This is a genomic window from Nocardia sp. NPDC058058, from assembly GCF_042885355.1.
Taxonomy (GTDB): domain Bacteria; phylum Actinomycetota; class Actinomycetes; order Mycobacteriales; family Mycobacteriaceae; genus Nocardia.
Genome location: NZ_JBHVSA010000002.1, coordinates 1207975 through 1232197, shown reverse-complemented (window position 1 = coordinate 1232197; position 24223 = coordinate 1207975). Strand labels below are relative to the sequence as shown.

Below are 24223 nucleotides of genomic sequence, written 5' to 3'. Positions count from 1 at the left end.
GTGCCGGAGTTCTGTTATCGCACAACGATTTTCGTGGTTGTAGGGGTGCCCGTCAGAGGAACAGGTCGGTGGTTAGGGGGCCGTCGCCGGGGATGACGCGGTATTTGTCGAGGTCTGTGATGCCGTGGGCGGCGAGGACTTCGTCGTCGAGGAAGAAGTTGCCGGTGGTGTCCTTGGCGGGGGAGGTCAGGACCAGGTAGGCGGCGTCGGCGTAGATGTCGGGGGTGCGGGAGGTGGCTACCATTTCCTCGCCGCCTAGCAGGTTGCGGACGGCCGCGGTGGCGATGGTGGTGCGGGGCCACAGCGAGTTGACGCCGATGCCGTACTTGCGGAGTTCTTCGGCGAGACCCAGTGTGGTCAGGGACATTCCGTACTTGGCGATGGTGTAGCCGAGTGAGGCTCCGGCCCATTTCGGGTCCAGGTTCAGCGGCGGCGACAGGGTCAGGATGTGCGGATTGCGGCCCGCCTGGGCGGAATCCTTGAGCGCCGGAATGCAGGTCTTGGAGAGCAGGAAACTGCCGCGGCAGTTGATGTCCTGCATCAGGTCGTACTTCTTCATGGGGAGAATCTCGGTGGGGGACAGGTCGATTGCCGACGCGTTGTTCACCACCAGATCGATACCGCCGAAACGCTGCACGGTCTGCTGTACCGCCTCGGCCACCGCGCCGTCATCGCGGACATCGCCGACATATTTGAGGACGGTGCCGCCCGCCTGCTCCAGCTCCGCCGCCGCGGTGTGAATGGTGCCGGGCAGTTTCGGATGCGGGGTATCGGTCTTGGCGATCAGCGTGATGTTCGCGCCGTCCGCCGCCGCGCGTTTGGCGATCTCCAGCCCGATGCCGCGGCTGCCGCCCGACATGATCATGGTCCGGCCCGCCAGCGGCTTCCGTTCTTGCGTCATGGTCAGCTCCCTCTCCCTTGCCATCGCCCCGGTTCGATAATCCGCGCGTCCATGCGAGGCCGGGGCGAAACCCTGCAATTCGGACAGTAGGCGTATTCGCCGCGTTATGCAACGAGTTGCATACCACCGGTAGCGCTAGCGCTACCAAGGATCCGGGTGTTCACCGGATGGGCAGGTCAGAGCCGTTTTCCTAGGCTGGAATCCGCCGGACAACCCGGCCTGAACAGGAGGAACGCCTTCTCATGAGGACACTCGCGCGGCATCGCGGCCGTACCGCGCTGGCCGGACTCGGACTGGTCGCGGCACTCACCGCGGCCGGATGCGGTAGCGGGGACACCACGCCCGCACCGAACGGCCCCGACCGGAATCGCGCCATCGCCGACGCCATGAACGCGGCCGTGCAGGGCGGAATCCCGGGCGTCCAAGTGGTCATCACCGGACCCGATGGACAGCGCACCCTGACCGCGGGCGCCGGCGATATCACCACCGGCGCGCCCATCGCCGACAACGCGCAGGTCCGAATCGGCAGCAATACCAAGACATTCGTCGCCACGGTCCTGCTGCAACTGGTCGCCGAAGGCAAACTCGACCTGGACGCGCCCATCGAGCGCTACCTGCCGGGCGTGGTGCAGGGCAGCGGCAATGACGGCAACAGGATCAGCGTGCGGCAACTGCTCCAGCACACCAGCGGTCTGCCCGACTACCTCGCCAGCGCCAACCCGGCGGCGACGGAGCCCCCGAACCCCGCCCAGGTGCAGGTGCTGCGGCCCGAAACCCGCTACCGGCAATATGATTCGGCTGAACTGGTGCGCGACGCGATGACAATGCCCCCGCAATACGCGCCCGGCGCGCGCTCGGTCTACACCAACACCAATTACCAGCTGCTCGGCATGCTCATCGAGAAGATCACCGGCCGATCCGCCGCCGCGGAGATAGACACCCGCATCGTCGGCAAGCTCGGATTGCGGAACACCTACTTCCCGGCCGATGGCGAAACCGTCATTCGCGGACCGCATCCCAGGGGATACCAGGTGATCGACGGCAAGCGGCAGGACTACACCGACCTCAACCCGTCCTGGGGCGGCACCGCCGGCGCGATGGTCTCCACCGGAGCCGAACTCAATCGCTTCTTCATCGCGCTGATGAAGGGGGACCTGATTCCCACCGCTCTGCTCGAGCAGATGAAGCAGACCGTGCCCTTCGACCGAATGCCCGGCGCCGGTTACGGATTGGGCCTCATTCGCGAGGCCAACACCTGCGGTAAGGAGATCTGGGGCCACGGCGGCAGCATCCCCGGCTTCGAAACCCGCAATGGCGTGCTCGCCGACGGCACCGCGATCACCGTCACGGTGAACCAGCTCCCCACCGACGAGGCGACCGATGAGCTGGTCGTCAAGGTCGTGGACGCCGCCTTCTGCGCGAACTGAACCGCGTTCCGCCGCAACCCGACTCGCCACCACAGCATGTTTTGGAAGGAATGACTGTGCGCCACTCCGAGAGCGCCCGCCCCGACGATTCCGCCGCGTCCTCGCGCGATCGCACCGACGCGACGGCCACGGGGGACTCGCCCGGCGCCGCGGCCGCGAAAGTCCTGCCCGGTGCCGTAGCTCCGCGCGGCAACCGCCGGACCAGACGGCGATTGACCATCGGCGCGGGCGTCCTGACCGGCGTCGCCGCGGTGATCGGCGCGCTGCTCGTCACTCCCATCGTCCCGTCCGCCGACGCCGAACCCGCCCTCGACGGGTTCTATGACCAACGGCCGCAATGGAAATCGTGCGATGTGCCCAGCCTGGACAAGGCGGGCGCGCAGTGCGCCGATATCACCGTGCCCCTGAATTACGCTGCCCCGCAAGGGGAGACGATCACCGTCGCGATCTCGCGGATCTCCGCCACCGATACGGCGAACCGGCGCGGCATCATGCTGTCCAATCCGGGCGGGCCGGGCGGCGCGGGCTTGGACTTCACCCCCGAATTCGGCGCCGCCATGACCCCCGAGGTGCGCGCCCGCTACGACCTCATCGGCATGGACCCACGCGGTATCGGCCGCTCCTCCGCCGTGCACTGCGGCTGGACGCGCGGTTTCGGCCTACAATCGGCCGGACTCGACGCCGCCGGTTACGCGGAATCGGTTGCCTCGCAAGCCGAACTCGCGGCCCGCTGCGCCACCTCCGGCGGAGAACGACTGCGGTACTTCACAACTCGTAACACCGCGCGCGATATGGATGTGATTCGCGCGGTACTGGGGGAGTCGAAGACCAGTTACTACGGCACCTCGTACGGCACCTATCTGGGCGCGGTCTACACCCAGATGTTCCCCGAGCGCACCGACCGCATCGTGCTGGACAGCGCGGTCGATCCGGTCCGCTACGGCGCGGTCGACATGATGCGCGATATGGGTGCGCCGAACGAGGCCGCCCTGGACGCCTGGGCCGACGCCGCGGCCGCGAAGAACGACCGCTACCGGCTCGGCGGCACCCGGGCGGAAGTGCGCGCCACCCTCATGGATCTGATCCGCCGTGCGGCCGAAAAGCCCATCCGGGTGGGCGAATACGATGTCGATGAACACGCGCTGCCGATGATGCTGTTCACCGTCCTCGACGATCCGCGCGCGTACGACAGCGTCTCCGATATGGTGCGGCTGTTCGCCGACGCGGCCGACGGGAAACCGATCACCCCCGATCCGGGCGTGCTCACCTCTCTGGCCTACATGCTGAAGGCCGATCCAGCGGACGGCGCGGCGCAGATGGCCATCATGTGCGGCGATGTCGCGGTACCCCGCGATCCGGCCTGGTACTGGCGCAATATCGAGGCGGCCCGGGGCAGTCAGCCGGTATTCGGCGCGTTCACCAACAACATCACGCCCTGCGCGTTCTGGGCTCCGCCGGTGGAGGCGGCGACCGAGGTGCACAACGCGGTCCCGGCGCTGATCGTGCAGTCCACCGGTGACACCCGCACCAGCTACGGCAATGCCCAGGGCCTGCACCGGGCCATGACGGCCTCACGCCTGGTGACGCTGGAAAACGTTGCCATCCACTGGATTTTCGGCCGCTACCCGAACGGCTGCGTGTACGCGGCGGTGAACAACTACCTCCTGGATGGCACGGTGCCCGCGAATGACGCCACCTGCCAAGCGGATTGAGGCGGTCGGGTCGCCGCGGCCGCGCACGGCGATGCGGCCGCGGCGGACCCGCTCAGGCGTTGAGATAGGCGAGCACCGCCAGCACCCGGCGGTGCCCGACCTCGTCGGCGAACAATCCGAGCTTGGCGAAAATGCTCCGAATGTGTTTCAGCACAGCGCCTTCGGAGACGATCAGCCGCTCGGCGATGGTGCCGTTGTCCAGGCCCTCGGCCATGAGCGCCAGCACCTCCCGTTCCCGGGGCGTGAGCGCGGACAGCGGATCATCGGCTTTGCGCCGCACCAGCAGCTGCGAGATCACCTCCGGATCCATGGCGGTCCCACCCGCCGCGACCCGGTGCAGCGATTCCAGGAACCGATCCACCTTCCCGACCCGTTCCTTGAGCAGATACCCCACCCCGCCCGCCCCGTCCCCGAGCAGTTCGGCCGCATAGCTGTCCTCGACCCACGCCGACAGCACCAGCACCGGCAGTCCGGGATGAATCCGCCTGGCCCGCACCGCCGCCCGCAATCCGTCATCGGTGAACGTGGGCGGCATCCGCACATCCACCACCAGCGCGTCCGGCCGATCCGCCGTCACCACTGCCAGCAGATCATCCGCATTGTCCACCGCCGCCACCACCTCGATCCCGGCGGATTTCAACAGCAGCGCCAACCCCTCCCGCAACAGCGCATCGTCCTCGGCGATGATCACCCGCACGGCGACACCTCTCCTTCGCCCCACGGCACAGTGGTGTTCCCAACTCTCACAACCCGCATGGCAGCTCCACGCGCACCACGGTAGGTCCTCCGGCAGGACTGCTCAGCAGCATCCGCCCATCCAATGCTTCGGCCCGCCGCCGGATTCCGGCCAGCCCGCCACCCTCGATATCCCGGGCGTCTCCGACCCCGTCATCGGCGATCTCAACGGTCAGGGCGTCGGCCGACCCGCCGAGTGTCACCGAAACATGCTCGGCCCGAGAATGTTTGGTCGCATTGGTGAGTGCCTCCGCGATCACGAAATACGCCGCGGCCTCGACCGCCGCGGGACGGCGCGGGAAGGCTGGCGTCGACTCGGTGCCCTGATCCTCGGGGCCGGGGCGATGCGCACCCGAGCCGAGATCCACCGTGCAGGGGATGGGACTGCGCGCGGCCAAGGCCGAAATCGCGCTGGCGAGACCGCGATCGGACAGCACCGGGGGATAGACGCTGCGCACCACATCGCGCAGTTCGGCCAGTGCCGCGGTAGCGGTGTCCTGGGCCTTGCGCACCAGCTCATCGGCCGCGTTCGGATCTCGTTGCCGCAGTTGATCGGCCACTCCGAGCTGCATGATCACGGCGGCGATCCGCGCCTGCGCGCCATCGTGCAGATCGCGTTCGATGCGGCGCAATTCCGCGCCGTGCGCATCCAGGGCGGCGGCCCGGGTCGCGGTCAGCGCCGCCACCCGATCCGCGAGCACGATCCCCTTCGCCGGACCGAGCAGTGCCGCCGCGATCCGCGCCTGCCAGCGCGCCACCACCGGGGCCTGCAAGCCCAGCCACAGGAACGGCAATGCCGCGATCGAACCCAGCAGCGCCAATCCCCAGGAGTCCACGACGAACCCCAGCCCCTCGACGCTGCGCTCGGGCAGCACCTGCCAGAACCACGGCCGCAGCGCCTGCGCCGCAGCCGCCACCGGCAACGCCACCGCGATGATCCCCACGAAGATCCCGGTCACCGCATGCAATGTCAGCCACCCCAGATCCCGCCGATTGGCCGGATCCCGCAGCAGCGTCCCCCACTGCTGCCGCCAATCCCCGGCCATCGGCTGATACGGCTCGGCCACCTCGACCCCGAGGAAGCCCGCGGCCCGCCGCCGATCGAACCGCACCAGCGGCCGCACCACCCGCACCGCCTCCGGCATGAGCGGCAACCCGACCCCCACCAGACAGGCCGCCGCGACGAGCAACAACCCCACCAGCGCGAGCACCGCGACCACCGCGGTGACCGCCCCCACGCCCAGATACAACAGCGCACTCGGCATGGCCCGCAGCCGACCCCGAACCCACCCCACCGCGAAACTCATCGGCTCATCCCGGGCATCGACCCGCCCGGAGCCGCCACCCGATGCGGGGCAGCACTCAACCCCGCATCGGGAAAACTCGCAGCTCTTCGCACCCTTCCAGCCTATCCGCCCACACCTGTTCACCCGTCCAGCGGCCCGCTGCGTAACCGTCCGCTGTCTCGGCGCTAGGGCCGACCCCCGCCGATCCAGGGTTTCGGGGGCGGGGGTTGGAGGTCGGGTAGATGCCCCCAGCGTGCCCAGGCTTTGAGGACCTGGGCGGCCACGGGGTGCGGGGGTGCGCCCGGGGCGGGCGCGGTCGGTGCGGTCATCGGCCGAATTTGCTGCGGTCGCGGTACATGCGGCGTTGATCCTTGCCGATCTGTTTCCAGGCGCGTTCGCGTTCGGCGCGCAGGCGGTGATTCGAGCGCGCCGCCATCCACTCGTTCTCGCGGGAGAGTTTGCGATAGCTGGTGAGGCGGCGCTCCGGGATCTCGCCGGATTCGATGGCCTCCCGGACGGCGCAGCCGGGTTCCCGGTCGTGCGAGCAATCGGTGAAACGGCAGGCGGCGGAAAGGGATTCGATATCGCTGAAGGTGCGGCCGATACCCTCGGCGGCATCCCAGAGGCCGATGGAGCGCAGCCCGGGGGTGTCGATGAGGGTGCCCCCGCCCGGCAGCGGACGGAGTTCGCGGTGCACGGTGGTGTGCCGTCCGCGTTTGTCACCCTCGCGAACGGCGTTGGTGGCGAACACTTCCGAACCCAGCAGGGCATTGGCGAGGGTGGATTTGCCCGCACCGGACGGTCCGAGCAGCGCCACCGTGCCGTCCAGTACGGCCGTCAGCACCTCCATGCCGAGCCCGGTGGACGCACTCACCGCGAGCACGGTCGCCCCGGGAGCGGCCGCCCGCACCTCGTCCAGCGGGAGATCCTGCGCGAGATCGGCTTTGGTGAGCACCACCACCGGTTGCGCCCCGGATTCCCAGGCCAGTGCGAGCATGCGCTCGATGCGCCCGAGATCCACATCCCCGTCGCCGGGCGAGCAGATCAGCACGGTATCGACATTGGCGGCGAGCACCTGATCGCCCGCGCGAGCCCGAGAATCCGAATGCCCGGAAACCGCGGCGCGGACGATGGCGGTATTGCGCGGCAGCAGCTTTCGCACCACGGCCGAATTGAGCATGCCGCGCGTGACAGGCCGTTCGCCGGATTCGGTGCTCAGTCCCACCCAGTCCCCCGTGCACAGTCCGGTGACATCGGAGTCCGAGCGCGGGCAGCGGGCGCGCACGATGACGGCCGCGGCCTGATCGGGCAGGCGGGTGCCGGAAATCGGCACCGCCACATCGCATTCGCTGCGATCCATGCGCAGCAGTCGCGCCGGGGTCAGCGAATCACCCAGCAGCGGAAGGTATTCGGCGGCCACATCGGCGGTCCAGCCGTAGGGGGAGAGCAGGTCGTAGTCGACCACAGACATTTCAGGGAGTCCTTCGACGGGCCGAGCCCGTCCGGGGCTCAGCGCGAGATATTCGAGGTGGATACGCACGGCGCGGCAAAAACACGCGCGGGCACGACAATCCGAGCTGCTGTAGTCACGTAATCCACCTCCTCATCTCTCCCTTGGCGACCACCGGGGTGATCGCGACGCCGAATAAGAACGGGGCCAACCCTGTCAGGTTCGCCCGATCGGCGCAATCTATTTTTCTACCTGCGCTTATGCCTTCGCCTCGGGCTTGCGGAACTGTTCGCGCCGCCCGAGCCGCTGCAACCGCAGCCATTCCATGAACCCCTGCGGATCCTTCTGCTGCAGCAGGAAGAACCAGCCGAACCGAGCCAGCTCCTGCGGCAATAACTTCCGCATGCCCGGCTGCGCCATCAGGTACCCGCGGTTGCGATAGGTGAAGTACCGCTTCACCGGATCGTCCGGATACTGGGTGTGCATCCGCCCGCCCAGGATCGGCTTGAACTCCTCGGACCCGTTGGGGTGCAGGTACGCGGTCTGCAAACAGGTTCCGAACGGCAGCCCGGACCGCACCAGCCGCCGGTGCACCTCGACCTCGTCACCGCGCACGAACAGCCGCAGATCCGGTACGCCGATGATGTCAACGGCCTCCGCCGACACCAGCGCGCCATTGAACAGCGAGGCGATGCCGGGCAGGAAATCCTCGTCGCCGAGTTCGGAGCGCAGTCGCCGCCACACCACGCCGCGGCGCAGCGGGAACGCCAGCCGATCCGGATCGTCGATATCGGCGACCACCGGCGACACCTCGACCAGCTGATGCCGCTTCGCGCAATCGAACAGCGTGGCAAGCACTTCCGGCCCGTCCGGGCGGCCGTCGTCATCGGCCAGCCACACCCAGTCCGCGCCCATGGTGAGCGCGTGCAGCATGCCGAGCGCGAAACCGCCCGCGCCGCCGAGATTGTGCGCGGAACCCAGGTACGTGGATTCGATGGGCTGATTGCGCACCAGCTCGCCCACCTCGGCCTCATTGCCGTTGTCCACGACGATGAGGTGGTCGATGGGCCGGGTCTGGGTGGAGAGCACCTTGAGTGACTCCGCCAGCAGTTCCCGGCGTTTATGGGTCACCACGATGGCGACGATGCGGGCATCGTCGCCGAAATGCGGTGTGGTCTGGTCAGCGTTGCCGGATTGACGGTCGCTCATGCGGGATTCCGTTCGGGTTCACGTGCCAAATCCCGCAGCACCTGTGCCACGTGATCGCCCGCCTCCGGGCCTTCGTACGCGCGCACGACTTCTTCGATGCCGCCGTGCATGCGGACCTGTCCATGATCTATCCACATCGCGGAATCACATAGCTGGGCGAGGAATTCGTTGGAGTGGCTCGCGAAAACCAGGATGCCGGAGCGGGAAACCAATTCCTGCAACCGGATTCGCGCCTTCTTCATGAATTCCGCGTCGACCGCGCCGATGCCCTCGTCGAGCAGCAGGATCTCCGGATCGATGGAGGTCACCACGCCCATCGCCAGGCGCACCCGCATACCGGTGGAGTAGGTGCGCAGCGGCATCGCCAAATATTCGCCCAATTCGGTGAAATCGGCGATTTCATCGATCAGCGACAGCATCTTCTTGCGGGTCTGCCCGAGGAACAAACCGCGAATAATGATGTTGTCGTAGCCCGAGACCTCCGGGTCCATGCCGACGCCCAGATCGAAGACGGGGGCGACCCGCCCGCGGATCCGGGCGCTGCCGCGGGTCGGTTCGTAGATGCCCGAAAGCAGCCGCAGCAGCGTCGATTTGCCCGCGCCGTTGTGGCCGACCAGACCGATCCGATCGCCCTCTTTCAGCGACATGGTGATATCGCGCAACGCCTCCACGACCACCACATCGGACTGATTGCGCCCGATGGCGCCACCGGCCGACCCCAGGACCGCCTTCTTCAGCGACCGGGATTTGGCGTCGAAGATCGGGAACTCGACCCACGCGTGCTGGGTTTCGATACTCACATGGTCGGTCATTGAGCCTTCACACCCAGTAGGGGACGCGGGAACGGAACTTCTTCATAGCCAGTATCGCGACTATCCAGCCGACGACGGTGATGGCCAGCACCACAATCCAGCTGCGCAGGTGAATCGGATCGCCCAGCAGCGGCGCGCGCACGATCTCCAGGTAGTGGAAGGTCGGCACCAGCTCGGCGAGTTTCGCGCGATCGCTCGCGGTGCCGGTCAGCGCGGTCGGCTTCCACATGACCGGGGTCAGCACGAAGAGCATGAGCGTGGTGCTGCCCAGGATCGGCGCGAGATCGCGGTAGCGGGTGCTGAAGATGCCGAACACGATCGTCACCCAGAGCGCGTTCAGGAAGATCAGCAGCAGTCCGGGAATCGCCAGCAGCGCCGACCAGTGCAGATGCCGCCAGATGCTGAACGCCACCAGCATGATCACGTAGATGATCAGGTTGTGCGCGAAGAACAGGAATTGCCGCCACACCAGGCGATAGACGTGCACGCTCAGCGCCGACGGAAGTTGTTTGATCAGGCCCTCATTGGCGATGAAGACATCGGAGCCCTCGATGATGCTGGCATTGATGACATTCCAGACAATCAGGCCGACCGTCACATAGGGCAGATACGAATTCAGTGACTGCCCGAACAGGGTGGCGTACAGCACACCCATCGCCGCCGCCTGCAAACCGGTGGCGATGGTGATCCAGAACGGCCCCAGCACCGAACGCCGGTACCGCTGCTTGATGTCCTGCCAGCCGAGCGCCAGCCACAATTCACGCTGGGAGAAACCGTCGCGGAAGTCCTTGAACGCACGCGCGAACGACTGCGAATCCGACACGAGTGTCACCGATTCATCATCCGGAGTCACTTCGGTCGTCGCCGAGTCTGGGGGAGCAGCAGCAGGCACAGTCCCCGACCCTATCTAATAGCCCGCAAGTTGCGTCAGGAACCTGCCGCCGACCCGCAGATGGTCAGAGATATTGGCCACCACCGCTGGAGGACGACCCGCCGCGCGGATCATTCCCGCTCATGCCGGGCGGGAGCGCGTGCCGCATTTGTTCCAGTTGTGCGCGGGCCGCCATCTGCTGGGCGAAGAGCGCGGTCTGGATGCCGTGGAACAGGCCCTCCAGCCAGCCGACCAATTGCGCCTGGGCGATGCGCAGTTCGGCGTCGGACGGGATGACGTCATCGCTGAAGGGCAGGGCGAGGCGTTCGAGTTCTTCGCGGAGTTCGGGGGCCAGGCCCTGTTCGAGTTCGCGAATGGAGGTGCGGTGGATATCGCGCAGCCGGGTGCGGCTGGCGTCGTCGAGCGGTGCGTGCCGCACTTCCTCGAGCAACTGTTTGATCATGGTGCCGATGCGCATGACCTTCGCGGGCTGCTCCACCATGTCGGCGAGCGACTCATCCTGTTCGCCGGAATCGTCGGAATTACCCTCACCGACAACCTGTCCGGTCACCTCGACCGGCTCGCCGCCGATCTGCGCGGCGGCGGGAATCATCAACGGCTTGCCCTCGGGGCCGATCACCACAATGGATTCCGGCGCCCCATCCGATTGCGTCATCCCCCCATCATGTCCCGTCACCGCCGACGGCGCTAAGCGGCACCCACCCAAACCGCACACACCGTTACGCCGACTTGCCCTCTGCCTTTAGAGTGACCAGCATGACTTACGACGTCGCACGGGTTCGGGGCCTAATACCGTCCCTGGGCGACGGCTGGATCCACCTCGACCCGCAAGCGGGCATGCTGGTCCCCGATTCGGTATCACGAGCCGTCTCAACAGGTTTCCGGACCTCCGCCTTCTCGCACACCAATCGGCACGGCGCCGCCAAGCGCAGCGCCGCCATTCTGGAGGCCGCTCGCGAAGCGGTCGCGGACCTGGTCGGCGGTGACCCCGCGGGTGTGGTGCTCGGCCCGGATCGCGCGGTACTGCTGGCCTGGCTGGCCGAATCGCTGAGCTCCCGACTGGGTCTGGGCACCGGGATCGTGCTGTCGCGCCTGGATGACGAAGCCAATGTCGCGCCGTGGCTGCGCATCGCGAATCGCTATGGCGCACATGTGCGCTGGGCCGAAGTGGAGATCGAGACCTGCGAAATGCCCGCGTGGCAGTTCGAGGAGCTCATCGGACCCACCGCCCGCCTGGTCGCGCTGACCGCCGCCTCCCCGATCGTCGGCTCCGCGCCGGCGGTGCGGGTGGCCGCCGATCGCGTGCACGAGGTGGGCGGGCTGCTGGTCGCCGACTGCTTCGGGGCCGCGCCGTACGCGCTCATCGATATCGACGAACTCAACGCCGATGTGATCGCGCTCAGCGCACCCGCGTGGGGCGGACCGCAGATCGGCGCACTGGTTTTCCGCGATCCCGCGTTCCTGGACCGGATTCCGTCCATGTCGCTCAACCCGTATGCCAAGGGCGCGGAGCGGCTCGAGGTCGGCGGGCACCAGTACGCGCTGCTGGCGGGCCTGGCCACCTCGGTCGACTATCTGGCCGGACTCGACGAACGCGCCACCGGCACCCGCCGCGAACGCCTCGAGATGTCCATCACGTCGCTGCAGGACTATCACGATCAACTCTTCGAACATCTGATGTCGGTGCTGGACACCATCCCGAACCTGACCGTCATCGGCCGCGCCTCCACCCGCATTCCGACGGTGAGCTTCACCATCTCGGGCATGCAGGCGGAGAAGGTCTCGGCCAAACTCGCCGACGCCCGCATCGGCACCCTGAGCGGATCGCACGGCGGCTCCCGCCTGCTCGACGCGCTCGGGGTGAACGACGAGGGCGGGGCGGTCACCATCGGTCTCGCCCCGTACACGACCAAATTCGAGATCGATCAGCTCGGCCGCGCCCTCACCGCACTCGACACCTAGTCGACCCGCAGGATCACCTTCCCGAAGTTCTCCGGCGAGTCCAGCAGCCGATGTGCCTGTGCCACATCGGTTATGGGCAGTTCGTCGGAGACGACGGGGACGATGGTGCCGTCGGAGATCATCGGCCACAGGTGACGGCGCAACTCGGTGATGATCTCCGCTTTGGAGCCGCGGCCGTGTTCGGGGCGGCGGCGCAGATTGGTGGCGTGAATGGTGCCGCGTTTGGCAAGCAGCGCACCGAGATTCAGTTCGGCCTTGACCCCGCCCTGCATGCCGATGATCACCAGTCGGCCGTCATCGGCGAGCGCCTCGACATTGCGTTCCAGATAGGCCGCACCCATATTGTCGAGAATGATGTCCACACCGGGATATTCGCTGTGGATGACGGTGACGAAATCATGTTCGCGGTAATTGATCAGCACCGTCGCGCCCAGTTCCCGGCACAGCTCCAACTTCGCGTCCGAGCCCGCGGTCACCGCCACCCGCGCGCCCAGCGCCCGCGCCACCTGAATGGCGTGCGTGCCGATGCCACTGCCGCCGCCATGAATCAGCAGCAGATGTCCGCTGTGCAATCCGGCGGTCATCACCAGATTCGACCAGACGGTCGCCGCCACCTCCGGAAGTGCCGCCGCCGCAGCCACATCCAAATGTTCCGGGATCGGCAGCAGTTGGGATTCGGGTGCGATCACCCGTTCGGCATATCCGCCGCCGGACAGCAGCGCGCACACCCGGTCGCCCACATGCCAATCGCGCACGTGCGGGCCGAGCGCCGCGATCACACCGGAAACCTCCAGCCCCAATATCTCGCTGGCGCCGGGCGGCGGCGGATAGAACCCCTGCCGCTGCATCAGGTCCGCGCGGTTCACACCGGCGGCCGCCACCTCGATCACTACTTCACCGGGTCCGGGCGCGGGCAGGTCGGGTACCTGCGCCCATTTCATGACCTCTGGCTCACCGAAACCGTCGAGTGTCACCGCATACATGAAAGCGAGCCTACGGCGGCGGATCAACGATTACTGTCAGGCCGGGCTCGCTTATTGCCAGGCGGGCCTGGGCGGGAGCACAGCCTCCTGTCAGCTTCGGCGGTCATTGTGTAATGACCACATCCGAAAGGGAGAATCCATGATCGGCTTCGTGACCGCGCTGTGCGCCCTGACCATCCTGACCGCAATGGCCATTTCCGGCTTCGTCGCCGCCGAATCCCCGCGCGCACTGGTGCGCGTGCGCAGCAACCGCCGCTGATACCAGCGCATTCGAGCCGGAACCTTTCCGGAAGTTACGCTCCGGGAAAGTATTTCCGACACCCCCCGTACCACCGGTGTTGGTACTAGCGTTTGCCGAATGAGCAGTTTCGTCGACTTCCAGAACGAGATCTACCTTTCCGGACTCGCCGGCAATGTCCCCGCCCTACCCATGACGGCGGCCGGACTCGAAGCCCGGGCTCGGGAAGTACTGGAACCGGCGGCCTTCGCCTATGTGGCGGGCAGCGCGTCATCCGAGCGCACCGCGGCGAACAATCTGCACGCCTTCGAGAAATACCGGCTCATGCCCAGGGTGCTGCGCGGCACCAGCGGCCCGGACGCCCGCGATCTCTCGGTCGAGGTGCTCGGAACCCATTTGGCCGCACCGATTCTCACCGCGCCCATCGGGGTGCTCGGCCTGCTGCACGAGCGTGGCGAGACCGTCGTCGCCGATGTCACAAGGGAACTCGGCATCGGCATGGTGCTGTCCACCGCGGGCTCCTCCACCATCGAGGAGGCCGGGGCGCTCGCGGGTGACTGGTGGTATCAGCTGTACTGGCCCAGCGATCCCGAACTCGCGCACTCCTTCGTCGAACGCGCCGAAAAGGCCGGAGCCAAGGCCATTGTCGTCACCGTCGACACCCCGTCGCTGGGTTGGCGGCCGCGCGATCTGGAGCTCGGGCACCTGCCGTTCCTGGCGGCCAAGGGCATTGCCAACTACCTCTCGGATCCGGTCTTCCGCGCCAAACTCCCCGCCCCGCCGGAGGAGAGCGAGGACGCCATGCGCGCGGCCGTGCTCACCTGGATCGGCCTGTTCGGCAATCACGGTCTGCGGCCCGCGGATATCTCGCGACTGCGGGACTGGACCACCCTGCCCATCGCGGTCAAGGGCGTGGTGCATCCCGATGACGCCCGCCAATGCGTCGACGCCGGGGCGGACGCGGTGATCGTCAGCAATCACGGCGGCCGCCAGGTGGACGGGGCCATCGCCGCCCTGGACGCACTGCCGACGATCGTCGCAACCGTCGGCGATCGCGCCGATGTGCTCTTCGATTCGGGCATCCGCACCGGCTCCGACGTCATGATCGCGCTGTCCCTCGGCGCGAAGGCGGTGCTCTACGGCCGCCCCTGGGCCTACGGCCTCGGTATCGCCGGACGCGACGGCGTGCGGCACGCGCTGCGCACCCTGCTCGCGGATTTCGATGCGGCCATGGGACTTTCGGGCTGCTCCAGCGTTCACGACCTGAGCCGCACCATGATCAGCTCCTTCCGCTGAGCCGATCTTCGGGAAAAACTCCAGCGCAGCTCGCCCGGGTTCGACCTGCTCGTCTGGCTACAATCAGGCGTGGCGTTCGAATCCGGCGGCGGCCGCGGGTTCGCTGCCGAACCGCGGTGGCTCACCCCGGAACAGCAACGCGCGTGGCGGTCCTACATGGATGGCGGCCAGCGCCTCATGGCCGACCTCAATCGCCAATTGCAACGCGACAGCGCGCTCTCCTTCGCCGACTATCGCATTCTGGTCAAACTCTCCGAGGCGCCCGGCCGCTCGCTGCGCATGAGCGATCTCGCCGACGGCGTGCTCTCCTCCCGCAGCCGCCTCACCCATCAGATCCGTCGTCTCGAGGCCCAGCAGATGGTGCGCCGCACCGCCTGTGAGGACGACGGCCGCGGCGTGCTGGCCCAGCTCACCGACGAGGGCATGCGCCGCCTGCGCCTGGCCGCCCCCGGCCACGTCGCCGCCGTCCGCCGCTACTTCATCGACCTGCTCACCCCGCAGCAATTGACCGCGCTGGCCGCCGCGATGGAACTCATCGACCGTGCGGGCGACCACCGCGCCGACTGAGCACGCGTCCAGCGTGTGCGAAGTGGCAGGCGGGCCGTGCGCCCGCACTGCTAACATCGAGCCCGCTGGAAGCGTGGCAGAGCGGCCGAATGCACTCGCCTTGAAAGCGAGCGTCGTGAGAGCGACCGGGGGTTCAAATCCCTCCGCTTCCGCTGTAGATACGTAGATGGGCACCGGATCAAGTTGCCGGTGCCCATTTGCGTCGACGCCCGCGCCGAGGGCTCCGAGGATGTGGCGCAGGTGCGGGCACGGCGAGATGAGGTTGTGTCGTGCGCGGTTGGGTGGCAATGGGTCTCGCGGTTCTCGCGCTGCACATCATCGGCTGGGGCACCCTGCTGATCTTCGTGGTGCCGGGCCATCACATGGTGCAGGGCGCGGTCTTCGGGGTCGGACTGGGCGTGACCGCCTACACGCTCGGCATGCGGCACGCCTTCGACGCCGACCACATCGCCGCCATCGACAACACCACCCGCAAACTCGTCGCCGAGAACGGCCGCGCCAAGACGCACACCGTCGGATTCTGGTTCGCCCTCGGCCATTCCAGCATCGTGTTCCTGATGGTGGCCCTGCTGGCGGCCGGTGTGCGCGCGCTCGCCAGACCCATCGAGGACGAGGGCTCGGCCCTGCACAAGTGGACGGGGCTGTGGGGCACCAGCATCTCCGGCGTCTTCCTGATCGCCATCGGCCTGCTGAATCTGGCGTCGCTGATCGCCATCTGGAAGGTGTACCGGCGCATGCGCGGCGGTGACCTCGACGAGGCGCGACTGGAATACGAACTCGAACACCGCGGCGCGCTCAACCGCATCCTCGGCCCGGTCGTGAAGCTGGTGCGCAAACCGTGGCAGATGTACCCGGTCGGACTGCTTTTCGGGCTCGGCTTCGACACCGTCACCGAGGTCGGCCTGCTGGTGATCGCGGGCGGCGCGGCCGCCACCGGCCTGCCCTGGTACACGATTCTCGTTCTGCCCGTGCTGTTTTCGGCCGGTATGACGCTGTTCGACGCCCTCGACGGCTCGTTCATGAGCTACGCCTACGACTGGGCGTTCGCGCGACCGGTGCGCAAGATCTACTACAACCTGGTCATCACCGGGCTGTCCGTGGCCGTCGCACTGCTGATCGGCGTGCAGGAGATCATCTCGATCTTCGTCGAACGTCTCGATATCACAACGGGTTTCATCGCCTGGATCGGAAATCTGGACCTCGGGGATCTCGGCTTCGTCATCGCCGGGCTGTTCCTGGGCACCTGGGCGGTCGCAATCGCTGTGTGGCGCTTCACAGATGTGGAGACGCGCTGGGAACGTGATCTCGCCACCGAATGATTTCTGGCAGGATTGGCAGGGTGCTTCGCCGCAGTGCAGTACGGCGTCGCCTCGCCGGCGCCCTCGCCAGCGTCGCACTGCTCGCCGGTGCGGCGCTGTTCGCTCTACCGCAATCACTCGCCGAACCGCCCGTGGACTCCGGATCCAATGAGGAGGCCCCGCCCGCGGTCGACCCGGTGCACCCCTCTCACGCCGCCATCGCGCGCGTCGCGAACCTGAACGATCGGCTGCTCCAGGTCTCGGTCGACTCACCCGCCATGGGGCGGACCGTCGACGTGCAGGTGCTGCTGCCCGCCGTCCGCGATTCCCCGCGCCCCACCCTCTACATGCTGGACGGGCGCAGCGCCGCGGCCGACGCCAACAACTGGGCGGTCAAGGGCGGCGCGCTGCGCTTCTTCGCCGACAAGAACGTGAACGTGGTCTTCACCCTCGGCGGACCGGCCAGCTACTACACCGACTGGCTGCACGCCGACCCCAAACTCGGCACCAACCGGTGGGAAACCTTCCTCACCCGGGAACTGCCGCCGCTGCTCGACGCCCGCTTCGGCGGAGACGGCGTCAACGGGCTCACCGGCGTCTCCATGGGCGCCGAGGCGGCCATGATGCTGGCCGTGCGCCATCCGGAGCTCTATCGCGCCGTGGGAGCCCACAGCGGCTGCTACGCAATGAGTTCGGACTTCGGTCAGGCGCAGGCGCGCGCCGTGGTCGGCACCTTCGGCGGCGATCCGGACAATATGTTCGGCCCGTCGGACGATCCGCAGTGGGCGGCGCACGATGTGCTGGTGCACGCGGAAGCGCTGCGCGGCAAGACCATCTACCTGTCCTCGGGCAGCGGGCTGCCCGGTGAGCACGACGGTCCGGGCAATCCCGATGCGCGCCAATCGATCCTGTTCGGCGGACCGCTCGAGGCGGGCGCGGACATGTGCACCGCTCAGCTCTCGGATCGCCTGGGCCAGCTCGGCATCCCCGCCGTGGTCGACCGCCGCATCACCGGCACCCACTCCTGGCCCTACTGGGCCGATGAACTCCCGCGCTCCTGGCCGACCATCGCCCTTGGCCTCGGGATCGGCTGAGGCGCACCGGCCATCAGCCGAGGAAGCGCGCGACCGTCGCGGGATCGGTGGCGAAGCTCAGGAACAGGTCGTTCTCGTGCGGGTCGCCCGCGGTGATGCGGACGCCGTCATTTCCGTAGGGCCGCACCAGGACTCCGGCCTCGGCGCTGGCCTGACCGTATTCGCCGCTGCGGTCGCCCAGCGGCAGCCACAGGAAGTTCGCCTGGCTGTCGGCCACCCGGTAGCCCACGGCGGCCAGCGCGTCCCGCATGCGATTGCGCTCGGCCACAACGGCGTTGGTGCGCTCCAGGAGCTCGTGCCGGGCCTCCAGCGAGGCGATGGCGGCGGCCTGCGCGACCCGGTTCACGCTGAACGGGATGTGCACCTTCATCAGCGCGGTGACGACGTCGGGAGCGCCGACCGCGTAGCCGACGCGTAGTCCCGCGAGCCCGTACGCCTTCGAGAAGGTGCGCAGCACAAGCACATTGGGCCGGGTGCGGCCGATCTCCACGCCGTTGGGCTGATCCTCGAGCCGCATGTACTCGTAGTAGGCCTCGTCCAGCACCACCAGCACGTTCGCGGGCACCGAATCCACGAAGCGGATGAGTTCGGCGGTGCCGTGCGCGGTCCCGGTCGGATTGTTCGGATTGCAGACGAACACCACGCGGGTATTCGGCGTGATCGCCGCCGCCAGCGCGTCCAGATCGTGTGCGAAGTCATGGTCGAGCGGCACCCGCACCGCGGTCGCGCCCGCCACCTGCGTCACGATCGGGTACGCCTCGAACGAACGCCACGCGAACACCACCTCATCGGTGGGCGCCAGGCAGGTGATCTGCACCAGTTCCTGGCAGATGGCGACACTGCCGCAACCCGCGGCCACGTTCTCCACCGCGACACCGTGGAATTCGGCGATGGCGCTGCGCAATTCGAGCGCGGCGTTGTCCGGGTACCGGTTCACCAGTTCGGCGGCCTCGGCGATCGCCTTGGCGACCGAGGGCAGCGGCGGAAAGGTGGTCTCGTTGCTGGCCAGCTTCACCAGGTCGGGGTGGCTGCGGCCGGCGATGTACGCCGGGATGGCATCGAGATCCGGACGAATGTGCGCGCTCACCATCCCACCCTATGCGGTGCCCGATTCTGCCCGCCCCGGTGGTGCCGTACCGATACCCCGCGGCCGCCGATCGGTAGCCATCGCGAAAGTGGCACGGCGTTTGCTGCGCGGGTGTTTGTACCGGAAAATGTTCTGCGCATTGACCCCGGCAAAACATTAATCCCGAAGTTACCTTGCACAACTACTCTGGCTGCATGGCGGGCATTTTCCGAGATCTAGCGCCTGTGCACGAGACGATGCGGGTTCCTCTCACGGTGATCGAACCGGATGGTCATGCACGAGGCGGCATCGTGGTGTTGCACGAATCGCGCGAATTCACCGATCCATTGCTGGATCTCATGCGATCGCTGGCCGATGACGGCTGGACGGTGGTCGCACCCGACCTGTTCCACCGCGCCAATGGCGTGGTGCCCGAACAGGTTTTCGGCGCGGACCTCGTCGAGGACTTCGACGCCTGCTTCGAATGGCTCACCGGGCACGGCGTCTTCGGCGACTGCATCGGGGTGCTCGGGTTCGACTCCGCGGGCACCGCCGCCGCCCTGGTCGCCACCGATCGCCGGATCGGCGCGGCGGTCAGCGTCGCCGCCCCCGGCATCGAAACCCCGCTCACCCCACAGGCTGTCGCGCTCGCCGCGGCCGCGCCCGGTCTCAAGGCGCCCTGGCTCGCGCTGTTCGGCGCCGACGATCCGCGCACCCCGCCCGAACAGGTCGACCGGCTGCGCGATGCCGCCGCCCGCGCCGACGTGGCAACCCTGGTGGTCACCTATCCGGGTCTGCGGCACCGCCCCGATCACCCCGGCTTCGACCCCGCCGCACCGGACGACGCCGCCACCCTCGACGCGCAAACCCGGATCTTCGAATGGTTCGACAGTCACCTGCGCTGAAACCGTCCTCGGCGAATGCCCCGCACCGCGCCTCTGACCAGCCGTTTTGCCTATTGGTCACCCGCTGTGTAATCTTTCGTCCCGGCGGTTCGAAAGGACCGGCGCCCTCGTAAGAGAAGGCTCCAGGAGGCGTGCCAGAGCGGCCGAATGGGACTCACTGCTAATGAGTTGTCCCTTCACGGGGACCGGAGGTTCAAATCCTCTCGCCTCCGCCAAGCCCGGTTCGCCGGGCTGCTACAACTGAATATGTTCGACCATGCGCCCGTAGCTCAACGGATAGAGCATCTGACTACGGATCAGAAGGTTAGGGGTTCGAATCCCTTCGGGCGCACAACAGAACGGCCCCGCACCGACAGGTGCGGGGCCGTTCTTGTCATGCGGTGCGGTGCCTATTTCCAGGCCGCGAGATTCGGGAGCGTGCCGGTGAGATCCGCGCCACTCGAGCGGCCGATGAGCCAGGCGGCGAGAGCCGGTGCGGGGCCGGTGATTTCCGTCTCAGGGGTGCCGACCGTGCCGGTGTAGCCGGTGTCGGTCGCGGTGACGGTGAAGCCGGGGCCATCCTTGGCGGACAGGTCGGTGATGGACTGGGGGAGTAGGCGGGCCACGAAGGGAGCGGGCCAATCCTGGGGCGTGTAGCCCACATTCAGGTCCACGTGGTGGATCTCGACCTCCAGCAGGCGCATCCACAGCACCCGGCTGGCGGGGAGTTCACCGCCCTGGCGGTTGCGCACGATCGCGTGCCAGGATTCGGCGGGCATCACCCGGGCCAGCGCCAGCCAGCGCTCGGCGGAGGCGGTGAGGTCCTCGAACTGTTCGCGCAGCGCGCGCGGGGCGCCCGCCTCGATATCGGCGTCGCGCAGGAAAGCGCTTGCGTACTGCGGGGTTTCGATACCGGTGCGCGCCCACAGCAGCAGGTTCACCAGGCTGTCCGCGTTGCGGGACAGATGCGCCAGCACATGTCCGCGGGTCCAGCCGGGCAGCAGTGACGGTTCGATCAGATCGGCGTCGGTGAGGCCGGAGGCGGCGTCGATCAACAGGCTCGTCGCGGCGGCGACAGTGTCGAGCTGCGTGGGAATCTCGGTGAGTGCGTCGCTGGTCACAGCATCGACCCTACCCAGCGCGGCGGTCGGAATCCCGTTCGGCGAGAACGATTTGCACCGCCAGCACGACCAGCCACAGCGACATCGCGCCCACCTGGATGCGCTGTGCGATGCCGAGACCGTAATTGCCGGGCAGATTGTCGGCGATCAGCATCCACGCCGTCACCACCGAACCGATGATCAGAATCCACAGGCCGGTATGGCGCAGGATCGGCCAGCGCTTGTACTTGAACGCCGCCACACTGAACGCGATCATCGCGATGTAGATGGAGAACACCGCCAGCGAACTGGTGAGCGCGTGAATCTGGTGCAACTGCGGAACCAGTCCGGATTCCGAATACGTATGCGTCACAGTGGGATCGATCGGCCACTGGGCATCGGCGATGGTGGACAGCCCGAAACAGGTCAGCGCGATCCAGCCGATGGTGGAATAGCGGCGGCGCGAGAACAACAGCAGTCCGCCGATACCGGCCACCGCGAGCATCGCGCCCGACACGGTGTCACCGGTGGTGAAGACCCAGCGGAACGGTGCGCCCTTCTCGGCCAGCTGACTCAGGAAGGTATTGGTCGGATCGCTGGGGATGGGTAGTAGGAATTCCAGCACCCACGAGGAGTAACCGAGTCCCGCGAAACCGATCAGGATCGCGATGCACCAGCGCAGTACCCGTCGCCAGCGTGGGGTGGGCGGTGCCTCGCTCGGCGCCGCCGCTGCCTGTTTCTCCTGGGTCCGGGTCATAGCCGTACTCGCTTTCGCTGGCCTCGCTCGCTCTCGCAGCCGTACTGGTCGGACGGTCCGGTGGTACGTCCATTGTCGCGCATCGGCCGTGCGGGCTTCACGCCCCGCGGGCCAATACCAGCAATACCAGGTCGGCGGCCGCTTGCGCCGATTCGTGTTCCCACACCCGCACCACCGTCCAGCCCTGCGCCGTCAGCCGCGCATCGGTATCGCGATCCCGGGCCACATTCCCGGCCAGTTTCTCGGCCCAGAATTCGGCGTTGTTCTTCGGTGAGGTGGCGTGTTGCGGACAGCTGTGCCAGAAACAGCCGTCCACGAAAACCGCCACCTTCCGCCGCGGGAACACGATGTCGGCCCGCCGCCGCATCTTCGGCAGTGGAGCCCTGTCCACGAAGAACCGCGCACCCCGCCGGTGCAATTCCCGCCGCAGCGCCATTTCCGGTTTGGTGTCGACGCGGCGCTGCTTCGCCATTCGGGCACTGGTCGCCGCATCGGTGATCGGACGCGGCATGACAACTCCTGAATCAGCGACTTCTGCAGTGCGATCGGATAATTCGCCCGTTCGGCTCAGGCCGCCTCGCGGGGGAATCCTCCCATTCGGTCGAGATGGTTCTCCACGTCCTCGATGAAACCGGGCGGGAAACGCAGCGTGCCCATCGTGGTGCGGCGCAGGAATCCGGCCGTGGCGCGGGCCGAGAGCAGGTTCACATCGTCGAGGAACCAGCGCAGATCCTCGTACGGCGCGTGCACCGGCCAGGTGGACACCGGAACCCGGTACACCTCGCCGTCGCGTCCCCACGCGGCCAGCGGCCAGGCGCGGCGGGTATGCGGTTCGCCCGCCGGGAACGGGTCATCGGCGGGATCGGCGAGGCGACCCGCGATCCAGGACGCCATCCGTACGCTCACCGCGTTGCCGACCAGCTTCCAGCGATGCCCGCGCCGCACCCCCGGGACATCGAGAGCCGGTGTCGTCCAATCCCGGTCGAAGCCCTGTAAGCGTTCACAGTCGGTGATGCCCGGGGTGACCAGCTCACCGGAGGGCAGCCGCACGGCGGGCGGGCTTGCGATGCCGAGGCCGGAACCGCCCTTGAGGGTCGGCACCGCGTTCACCGCCCAGCCCAGGCCGCGATTGCCCTCGGTCCAGTAGAACCCGCACGGATCGTGCGCCGGATCGCCGACCGGATGCGGTCCGGCGTCGGTGCCGAACAGTACGGGCCGCGGGTCCTCGGTGCGCGAGGCCAGCATGAGCACCCGCTGACGGCGCTGTGGCAGCCCGAACGCGCGCGCGTCGACCACCCGGTATGCCCAGGTGTATCCGAGCTCCTCCAGCGCGCTCGTAATGTGCCGCATGGCCGCGCCCGCGCCCAGCTGCAGCATGAACGGGACATTCTCGATGAGCAGCCAGCGCGGTCCGCGCTTGCGCTTCACCAGCCGGAACACCTCGTCAACCAAACCCGAACGCGCACCGGTGATTCCGGCGGTGCGCCCGGCCTGGGACAGGTCCTGGCAGGGGAATCCGGCGGCCACCAGATCGGTTCCGGCGGGCAGCGACCGCAGCCGGGTCACATCCGAGTGCAGCTCCACCCCGGGGAACCTGGCGGCGAGCACGGCCTGCGCGCCCGCGTCGATCTCGCACAGCAGTTCGCTCTGCCAGCCGTGTGCGGCCAGTCCGAGCTCCAGCCCGCCGATACCGGCGAACAGCCCGACCATCCGCGCGCCAGCCACAAAAATCCCTTCCAGCCCCGAGTTCCCCACTTGCCCGCGGATACGTTACTCGAGTCCCCGCGACCCGCCGCCGAGCAACACCGGGCATACCGGGCGGTCTCTCTCGCCTCCGGGCGTCAGCACCCCGACACGCCGCCGGGAAACGCGCGCCGGGGGTCACCGGAGGAAAACCGGCTGCACGTACGGTTATAGGCGTGACGGAGAGCGGGAGCGAGGATTCGAAACCGGCGGCGCCGAAATGGCCGTCGATATTGACCTGGCGCGCGCATAACGCGTCGCGAATGGAATCGGTGCGGGTTGTGCTCAGCGGCAACCGGATTCGCGCCGCGGGCCGCATCATCGCGGGCGAGTGCGAGGATCACCCGGCCTTCAGCGCCTCCTACGACCTGGTCACCGACGAGAACGGCGTCACCCGCCGACTGTCCCTGCGCAGCACCCTGGCCACCGGCGAACGGCACGCATCCATCGCCCGCGACGAGGAGAACTACTGGCTCATCGACGCCGGTGGCACACATGTGCGCTCCACCTTCGGCGGTGCGCTCGACGTCGACGTGGTGCTGAGCCCGTTCTTCAACACCCTGCCCATCCGCCGCTACGGCCTGGCGCACGCCAGCGAGGACGTCCAGGTCCCGGTCGTCTACGTCCGCCTGCCCGACCTGCACGTCCAGGAAGCCAGCCTCACCTACAGCAGCGGCGCCGACGGCATCCACGTGCTCTCACCCGTCTCCAGCGCGACGGTGAAAGTCGACGACGACGGCTTCCTGCTGGATTACCCCGGCCTCGCCGAACGCATCTGAGCCGCCCCCGTTCTCGGTAGCGGCCCCCGTCA

General features: G+C 67.5%; 24 protein-coding genes and 3 tRNA genes. 12 read left to right on the top strand and 15 right to left on the bottom strand.

What is annotated here, in order from left to right:
* Positions 1 to 52 precede the first annotated feature (52 nt).
* The gene (locus tag ACFVUS_RS20405) at positions 53 to 901 is read right to left on the bottom strand and encodes an SDR family oxidoreductase (RefSeq protein WP_387768251.1); all 849 of its coding nucleotides are present in this window, start codon (positions 899 to 901) and stop codon (positions 53 to 55) included.
* A 242-nt stretch (positions 902 to 1143) separates the two neighbouring features.
* Between ACFVUS_RS20405 and ACFVUS_RS20400 the strand changes: the two genes are divergently transcribed.
* Entirely contained in the window at positions 1144 to 2328 is a 1185-nt protein-coding gene (locus tag ACFVUS_RS20400; protein ID WP_387768248.1) for a serine hydrolase domain-containing protein, read from the top strand.
* A 56-nt stretch (positions 2329 to 2384) separates the two neighbouring features.
* Positions 2385 to 4040: an alpha/beta fold hydrolase gene (locus ACFVUS_RS20395; RefSeq protein ID WP_387768245.1), complete on the top strand. Its 1656-nt coding sequence runs from the start codon at positions 2385 to 2387 to the stop codon at positions 4038 to 4040.
* Between the two features lie 52 nt (positions 4041 to 4092).
* Here the strand turns inward: ACFVUS_RS20395 and ACFVUS_RS20390 are convergent, their stop codons facing one another.
* From ACFVUS_RS20390 to ACFVUS_RS20355, 8 genes are all read right to left on the bottom strand, one after another.
* A complete protein-coding gene (locus tag ACFVUS_RS20390; protein WP_387768242.1) occupies positions 4093 to 4737 on the bottom strand; it encodes a response regulator in 645 nt (214 codons plus the stop codon).
* Between the two features lie 46 nt (positions 4738 to 4783).
* On the bottom strand, positions 4784 to 6082 hold the full coding sequence (locus ACFVUS_RS20385; RefSeq protein ID WP_387768239.1) for a sensor histidine kinase: 1299 nt from the start codon (positions 6080 to 6082) through the stop codon (positions 4784 to 4786).
* Positions 6083 to 6246: 164 nt separating this feature from the next.
* Positions 6247 to 6390 carry a hypothetical protein gene (locus ACFVUS_RS20380; protein WP_387768236.1) on the bottom strand — a complete coding sequence of 48 codons (144 nt, stop codon included), beginning with the start codon at positions 6388 to 6390 and terminating at the stop codon, positions 6247 to 6249.
* Positions 6387 to 7532, bottom strand: coding sequence for a ribosome small subunit-dependent GTPase A (rsgA, locus tag ACFVUS_RS20375; protein WP_387768233.1), 1146 nt, complete (start codon positions 7530 to 7532; stop codon positions 6387 to 6389). Before rsgA ends, ACFVUS_RS20380 begins: the two co-directional genes overlap by 4 nt.
* Before the next feature lie 237 nt (positions 7533 to 7769).
* Complete coding sequence (locus ACFVUS_RS20370) at positions 7770 to 8720, bottom strand: glycosyltransferase (protein WP_387768230.1); 951 nt, start codon at positions 8718 to 8720, stop codon at positions 7770 to 7772.
* Positions 8717 to 9532: an ABC transporter ATP-binding protein gene (locus ACFVUS_RS20365; protein ID WP_387768227.1), complete on the bottom strand. Its 816-nt coding sequence runs from the start codon at positions 9530 to 9532 to the stop codon at positions 8717 to 8719. The genes ACFVUS_RS20370 and ACFVUS_RS20365 overlap by 4 nt, the downstream gene beginning before the upstream one ends.
* A gap of 7 nt (positions 9533 to 9539) precedes the next feature.
* Positions 9540 to 10364, bottom strand: a complete 825-nt coding sequence (locus ACFVUS_RS20360; RefSeq protein ID WP_387768224.1) for an ABC transporter permease — start codon at positions 10362 to 10364, stop codon at positions 9540 to 9542.
* A gap of 124 nt (positions 10365 to 10488) precedes the next feature.
* Positions 10489 to 11079 carry a bacterial proteasome activator family protein gene (locus ACFVUS_RS20355; RefSeq protein ID WP_387768221.1) on the bottom strand — a complete coding sequence of 197 codons (591 nt, stop codon included), beginning with the start codon at positions 11077 to 11079 and terminating at the stop codon, positions 10489 to 10491.
* Between the two features lie 101 nt (positions 11080 to 11180).
* Here ACFVUS_RS20355 and ACFVUS_RS20350 point away from each other — a divergent pair, with 101 nt between their 5' ends.
* Entirely contained in the window at positions 11181 to 12386 is a 1206-nt protein-coding gene (locus tag ACFVUS_RS20350) for a cysteine desulfurase-like protein (protein ID WP_375961918.1), read from the top strand.
* On the opposite strand, the gene ACFVUS_RS20345 is transcribed toward ACFVUS_RS20350, so the two are convergent.
* Positions 12383 to 13369 carry an NAD(P)H-quinone oxidoreductase gene (locus ACFVUS_RS20345; RefSeq protein WP_387768218.1) on the bottom strand — a complete coding sequence of 329 codons (987 nt, stop codon included), beginning with the start codon at positions 13367 to 13369 and terminating at the stop codon, positions 12383 to 12385. The genes ACFVUS_RS20350 and ACFVUS_RS20345 overlap by 4 nt on opposite strands.
* 358 nt (positions 13370 to 13727) lie before the next feature.
* On the opposite strand from ACFVUS_RS20345, the gene ACFVUS_RS20340 reads away from it, so the two are divergent.
* The 5 genes from ACFVUS_RS20340 to ACFVUS_RS20320 all read left to right on the top strand — a co-directional run bounded on the left by ACFVUS_RS20340 (position 13728) and on the right by ACFVUS_RS20320 (position 17862).
* Positions 13728 to 14903 (top strand): alpha-hydroxy-acid oxidizing protein, encoded by a 1176-nt coding sequence (locus ACFVUS_RS20340; RefSeq protein ID WP_387768215.1) that lies wholly within the window; start codon positions 13728 to 13730, stop codon positions 14901 to 14903.
* 156 nt (positions 14904 to 15059) lie between these two features.
* A complete protein-coding gene (locus tag ACFVUS_RS20335) occupies positions 15060 to 15470 on the top strand; it encodes a MarR family winged helix-turn-helix transcriptional regulator (protein WP_387770047.1) in 411 nt (136 codons plus the stop codon).
* 67 nt (positions 15471 to 15537) lie between these two features.
* Positions 15538 to 15622: transfer RNA gene (locus tag ACFVUS_RS20330), tRNA-Ser, on the top strand.
* A 135-nt stretch (positions 15623 to 15757) separates the two neighbouring features.
* Positions 15758 to 16789, top strand: coding sequence for a HoxN/HupN/NixA family nickel/cobalt transporter (locus ACFVUS_RS20325; protein ID WP_387770044.1), 1032 nt, complete (start codon positions 15758 to 15760; stop codon positions 16787 to 16789).
* A 20-nt stretch (positions 16790 to 16809) separates the two neighbouring features.
* Complete coding sequence (locus ACFVUS_RS20320; RefSeq protein ID WP_387768212.1) at positions 16810 to 17862, top strand: alpha/beta hydrolase; 1053 nt, start codon at positions 16810 to 16812, stop codon at positions 17860 to 17862.
* A 13-nt stretch (positions 17863 to 17875) separates the two neighbouring features.
* On the opposite strand, the gene hisC is transcribed toward ACFVUS_RS20320, so the two are convergent.
* On the bottom strand, positions 17876 to 18952 hold the full coding sequence (gene hisC / locus ACFVUS_RS20315; protein WP_387768209.1) for a histidinol-phosphate transaminase: 1077 nt from the start codon (positions 18950 to 18952) through the stop codon (positions 17876 to 17878).
* Between the two features lie 191 nt (positions 18953 to 19143).
* Between hisC and ACFVUS_RS20310 the strand changes: the two genes are divergently transcribed.
* The 3 genes from ACFVUS_RS20310 (at position 19144) to ACFVUS_RS20300 (ending at position 20164) form a co-directional block, all read left to right on the top strand.
* On the top strand, positions 19144 to 19833 hold the full coding sequence (locus ACFVUS_RS20310) for a dienelactone hydrolase family protein (protein ID WP_387768206.1): 690 nt from the start codon (positions 19144 to 19146) through the stop codon (positions 19831 to 19833).
* 125 nt (positions 19834 to 19958) lie between these two features.
* Positions 19959 to 20048, top strand: a tRNA-Ser gene (locus ACFVUS_RS20305).
* A gap of 43 nt (positions 20049 to 20091) precedes the next feature.
* Positions 20092 to 20164: transfer RNA gene (locus ACFVUS_RS20300), tRNA-Arg, on the top strand.
* Between the two features lie 58 nt (positions 20165 to 20222).
* Here ACFVUS_RS20300 and ACFVUS_RS20295 read toward each other — a convergent pair.
* The 4 genes from ACFVUS_RS20295 to ACFVUS_RS20280 form a co-directional block, all read right to left on the bottom strand.
* Complete coding sequence (locus tag ACFVUS_RS20295; protein WP_387768203.1) at positions 20223 to 20933, bottom strand: maleylpyruvate isomerase family mycothiol-dependent enzyme; 711 nt, start codon at positions 20931 to 20933, stop codon at positions 20223 to 20225.
* Positions 20934 to 20943: 10 nt separating this feature from the next.
* Complete coding sequence (locus tag ACFVUS_RS20290; protein ID WP_387768200.1) at positions 20944 to 21669, bottom strand: DUF998 domain-containing protein; 726 nt, start codon at positions 21667 to 21669, stop codon at positions 20944 to 20946.
* Positions 21670 to 21766: 97 nt separating this feature from the next.
* A complete protein-coding gene (locus ACFVUS_RS20285) occupies positions 21767 to 22180 on the bottom strand; it encodes a very short patch repair endonuclease (RefSeq protein WP_364637235.1) in 414 nt (137 codons plus the stop codon).
* Between the two features lie 56 nt (positions 22181 to 22236).
* On the bottom strand, positions 22237 to 23379 hold the full coding sequence (locus ACFVUS_RS20280; RefSeq protein ID WP_387770041.1) for a DNA cytosine methyltransferase: 1143 nt from the start codon (positions 23377 to 23379) through the stop codon (positions 22237 to 22239).
* A 209-nt stretch (positions 23380 to 23588) separates the two neighbouring features.
* On the opposite strand from ACFVUS_RS20280, the gene ACFVUS_RS20275 reads away from it, so the two are divergent.
* The gene (locus ACFVUS_RS20275) at positions 23589 to 24191 is read left to right on the top strand and encodes a putative glycolipid-binding domain-containing protein (RefSeq protein WP_364637237.1); all 603 of its coding nucleotides are present in this window, start codon (positions 23589 to 23591) and stop codon (positions 24189 to 24191) included.
* The last annotated feature ends 32 nt before the right edge of the window (positions 24192 to 24223 follow it).

Excerpts from the sequence above, each read along its gene's own strand:
- ACFVUS_RS20405 (WP_387768251.1), bottom strand. The coding sequence starts at position 901 with ATGACGCAAGAACGGAAGCCGCTGGCGGGCCGGACCATGATCATGTCG.
- ACFVUS_RS20400 (WP_387768248.1), top strand. The coding sequence starts at position 1,144 with ATGAGGACACTCGCGCGGCATCGCGGCCGTACCGCGCTGGCCGGACTC.
- ACFVUS_RS20385 (WP_387768239.1), bottom strand. The coding sequence starts at position 6,082 with ATGAGTTTCGCGGTGGGGTGGGTTCGGGGTCGGCTGCGGGCCATGCCG.
- ACFVUS_RS20380 (WP_387768236.1), bottom strand. The coding sequence starts at position 6,390 with ATGACCGCACCGACCGCGCCCGCCCCGGGCGCACCCCCGCACCCCGTG.
- rsgA (WP_387768233.1), bottom strand. The coding sequence starts at position 7,532 with ATGTCTGTGGTCGACTACGACCTGCTCTCCCCCTACGGCTGGACCGCC.
- ACFVUS_RS20370 (WP_387768230.1), bottom strand. The coding sequence starts at position 8,720 with ATGAGCGACCGTCAATCCGGCAACGCTGACCAGACCACACCGCATTTC.
- ACFVUS_RS20365 (WP_387768227.1), bottom strand. The coding sequence starts at position 9,532 with ATGACCGACCATGTGAGTATCGAAACCCAGCACGCGTGGGTCGAGTTC.
- ACFVUS_RS20355 (WP_387768221.1), bottom strand. The coding sequence starts at position 11,079 with ATGACGCAATCGGATGGGGCGCCGGAATCCATTGTGGTGATCGGCCCC.
- ACFVUS_RS20350 (WP_375961918.1), top strand. The coding sequence starts at position 11,181 with ATGACTTACGACGTCGCACGGGTTCGGGGCCTAATACCGTCCCTGGGC.
- ACFVUS_RS20345 (WP_387768218.1), bottom strand. The coding sequence starts at position 13,369 with ATGTATGCGGTGACACTCGACGGTTTCGGTGAGCCAGAGGTCATGAAA.
- ACFVUS_RS20340 (WP_387768215.1), top strand. The coding sequence starts at position 13,728 with ATGAGCAGTTTCGTCGACTTCCAGAACGAGATCTACCTTTCCGGACTC.
- ACFVUS_RS20335 (WP_387770047.1), top strand. The coding sequence starts at position 15,060 with ATGGATGGCGGCCAGCGCCTCATGGCCGACCTCAATCGCCAATTGCAA.
- ACFVUS_RS20325 (WP_387770044.1), top strand. The coding sequence starts at position 15,758 with ATGGGTCTCGCGGTTCTCGCGCTGCACATCATCGGCTGGGGCACCCTG.
- hisC (WP_387768209.1), bottom strand. The coding sequence starts at position 18,952 with ATGGTGAGCGCGCACATTCGTCCGGATCTCGATGCCATCCCGGCGTAC.
- ACFVUS_RS20310 (WP_387768206.1), top strand. The coding sequence starts at position 19,144 with ATGGCGGGCATTTTCCGAGATCTAGCGCCTGTGCACGAGACGATGCGG.
- ACFVUS_RS20290 (WP_387768200.1), bottom strand. The coding sequence starts at position 21,669 with ATGACCCGGACCCAGGAGAAACAGGCAGCGGCGGCGCCGAGCGAGGCA.
- ACFVUS_RS20285 (WP_364637235.1), bottom strand. The coding sequence starts at position 22,180 with ATGCCGCGTCCGATCACCGATGCGGCGACCAGTGCCCGAATGGCGAAG.
- ACFVUS_RS20280 (WP_387770041.1), bottom strand. The coding sequence starts at position 23,379 with ATGGTCGGGCTGTTCGCCGGTATCGGCGGGCTGGAGCTCGGACTGGCC.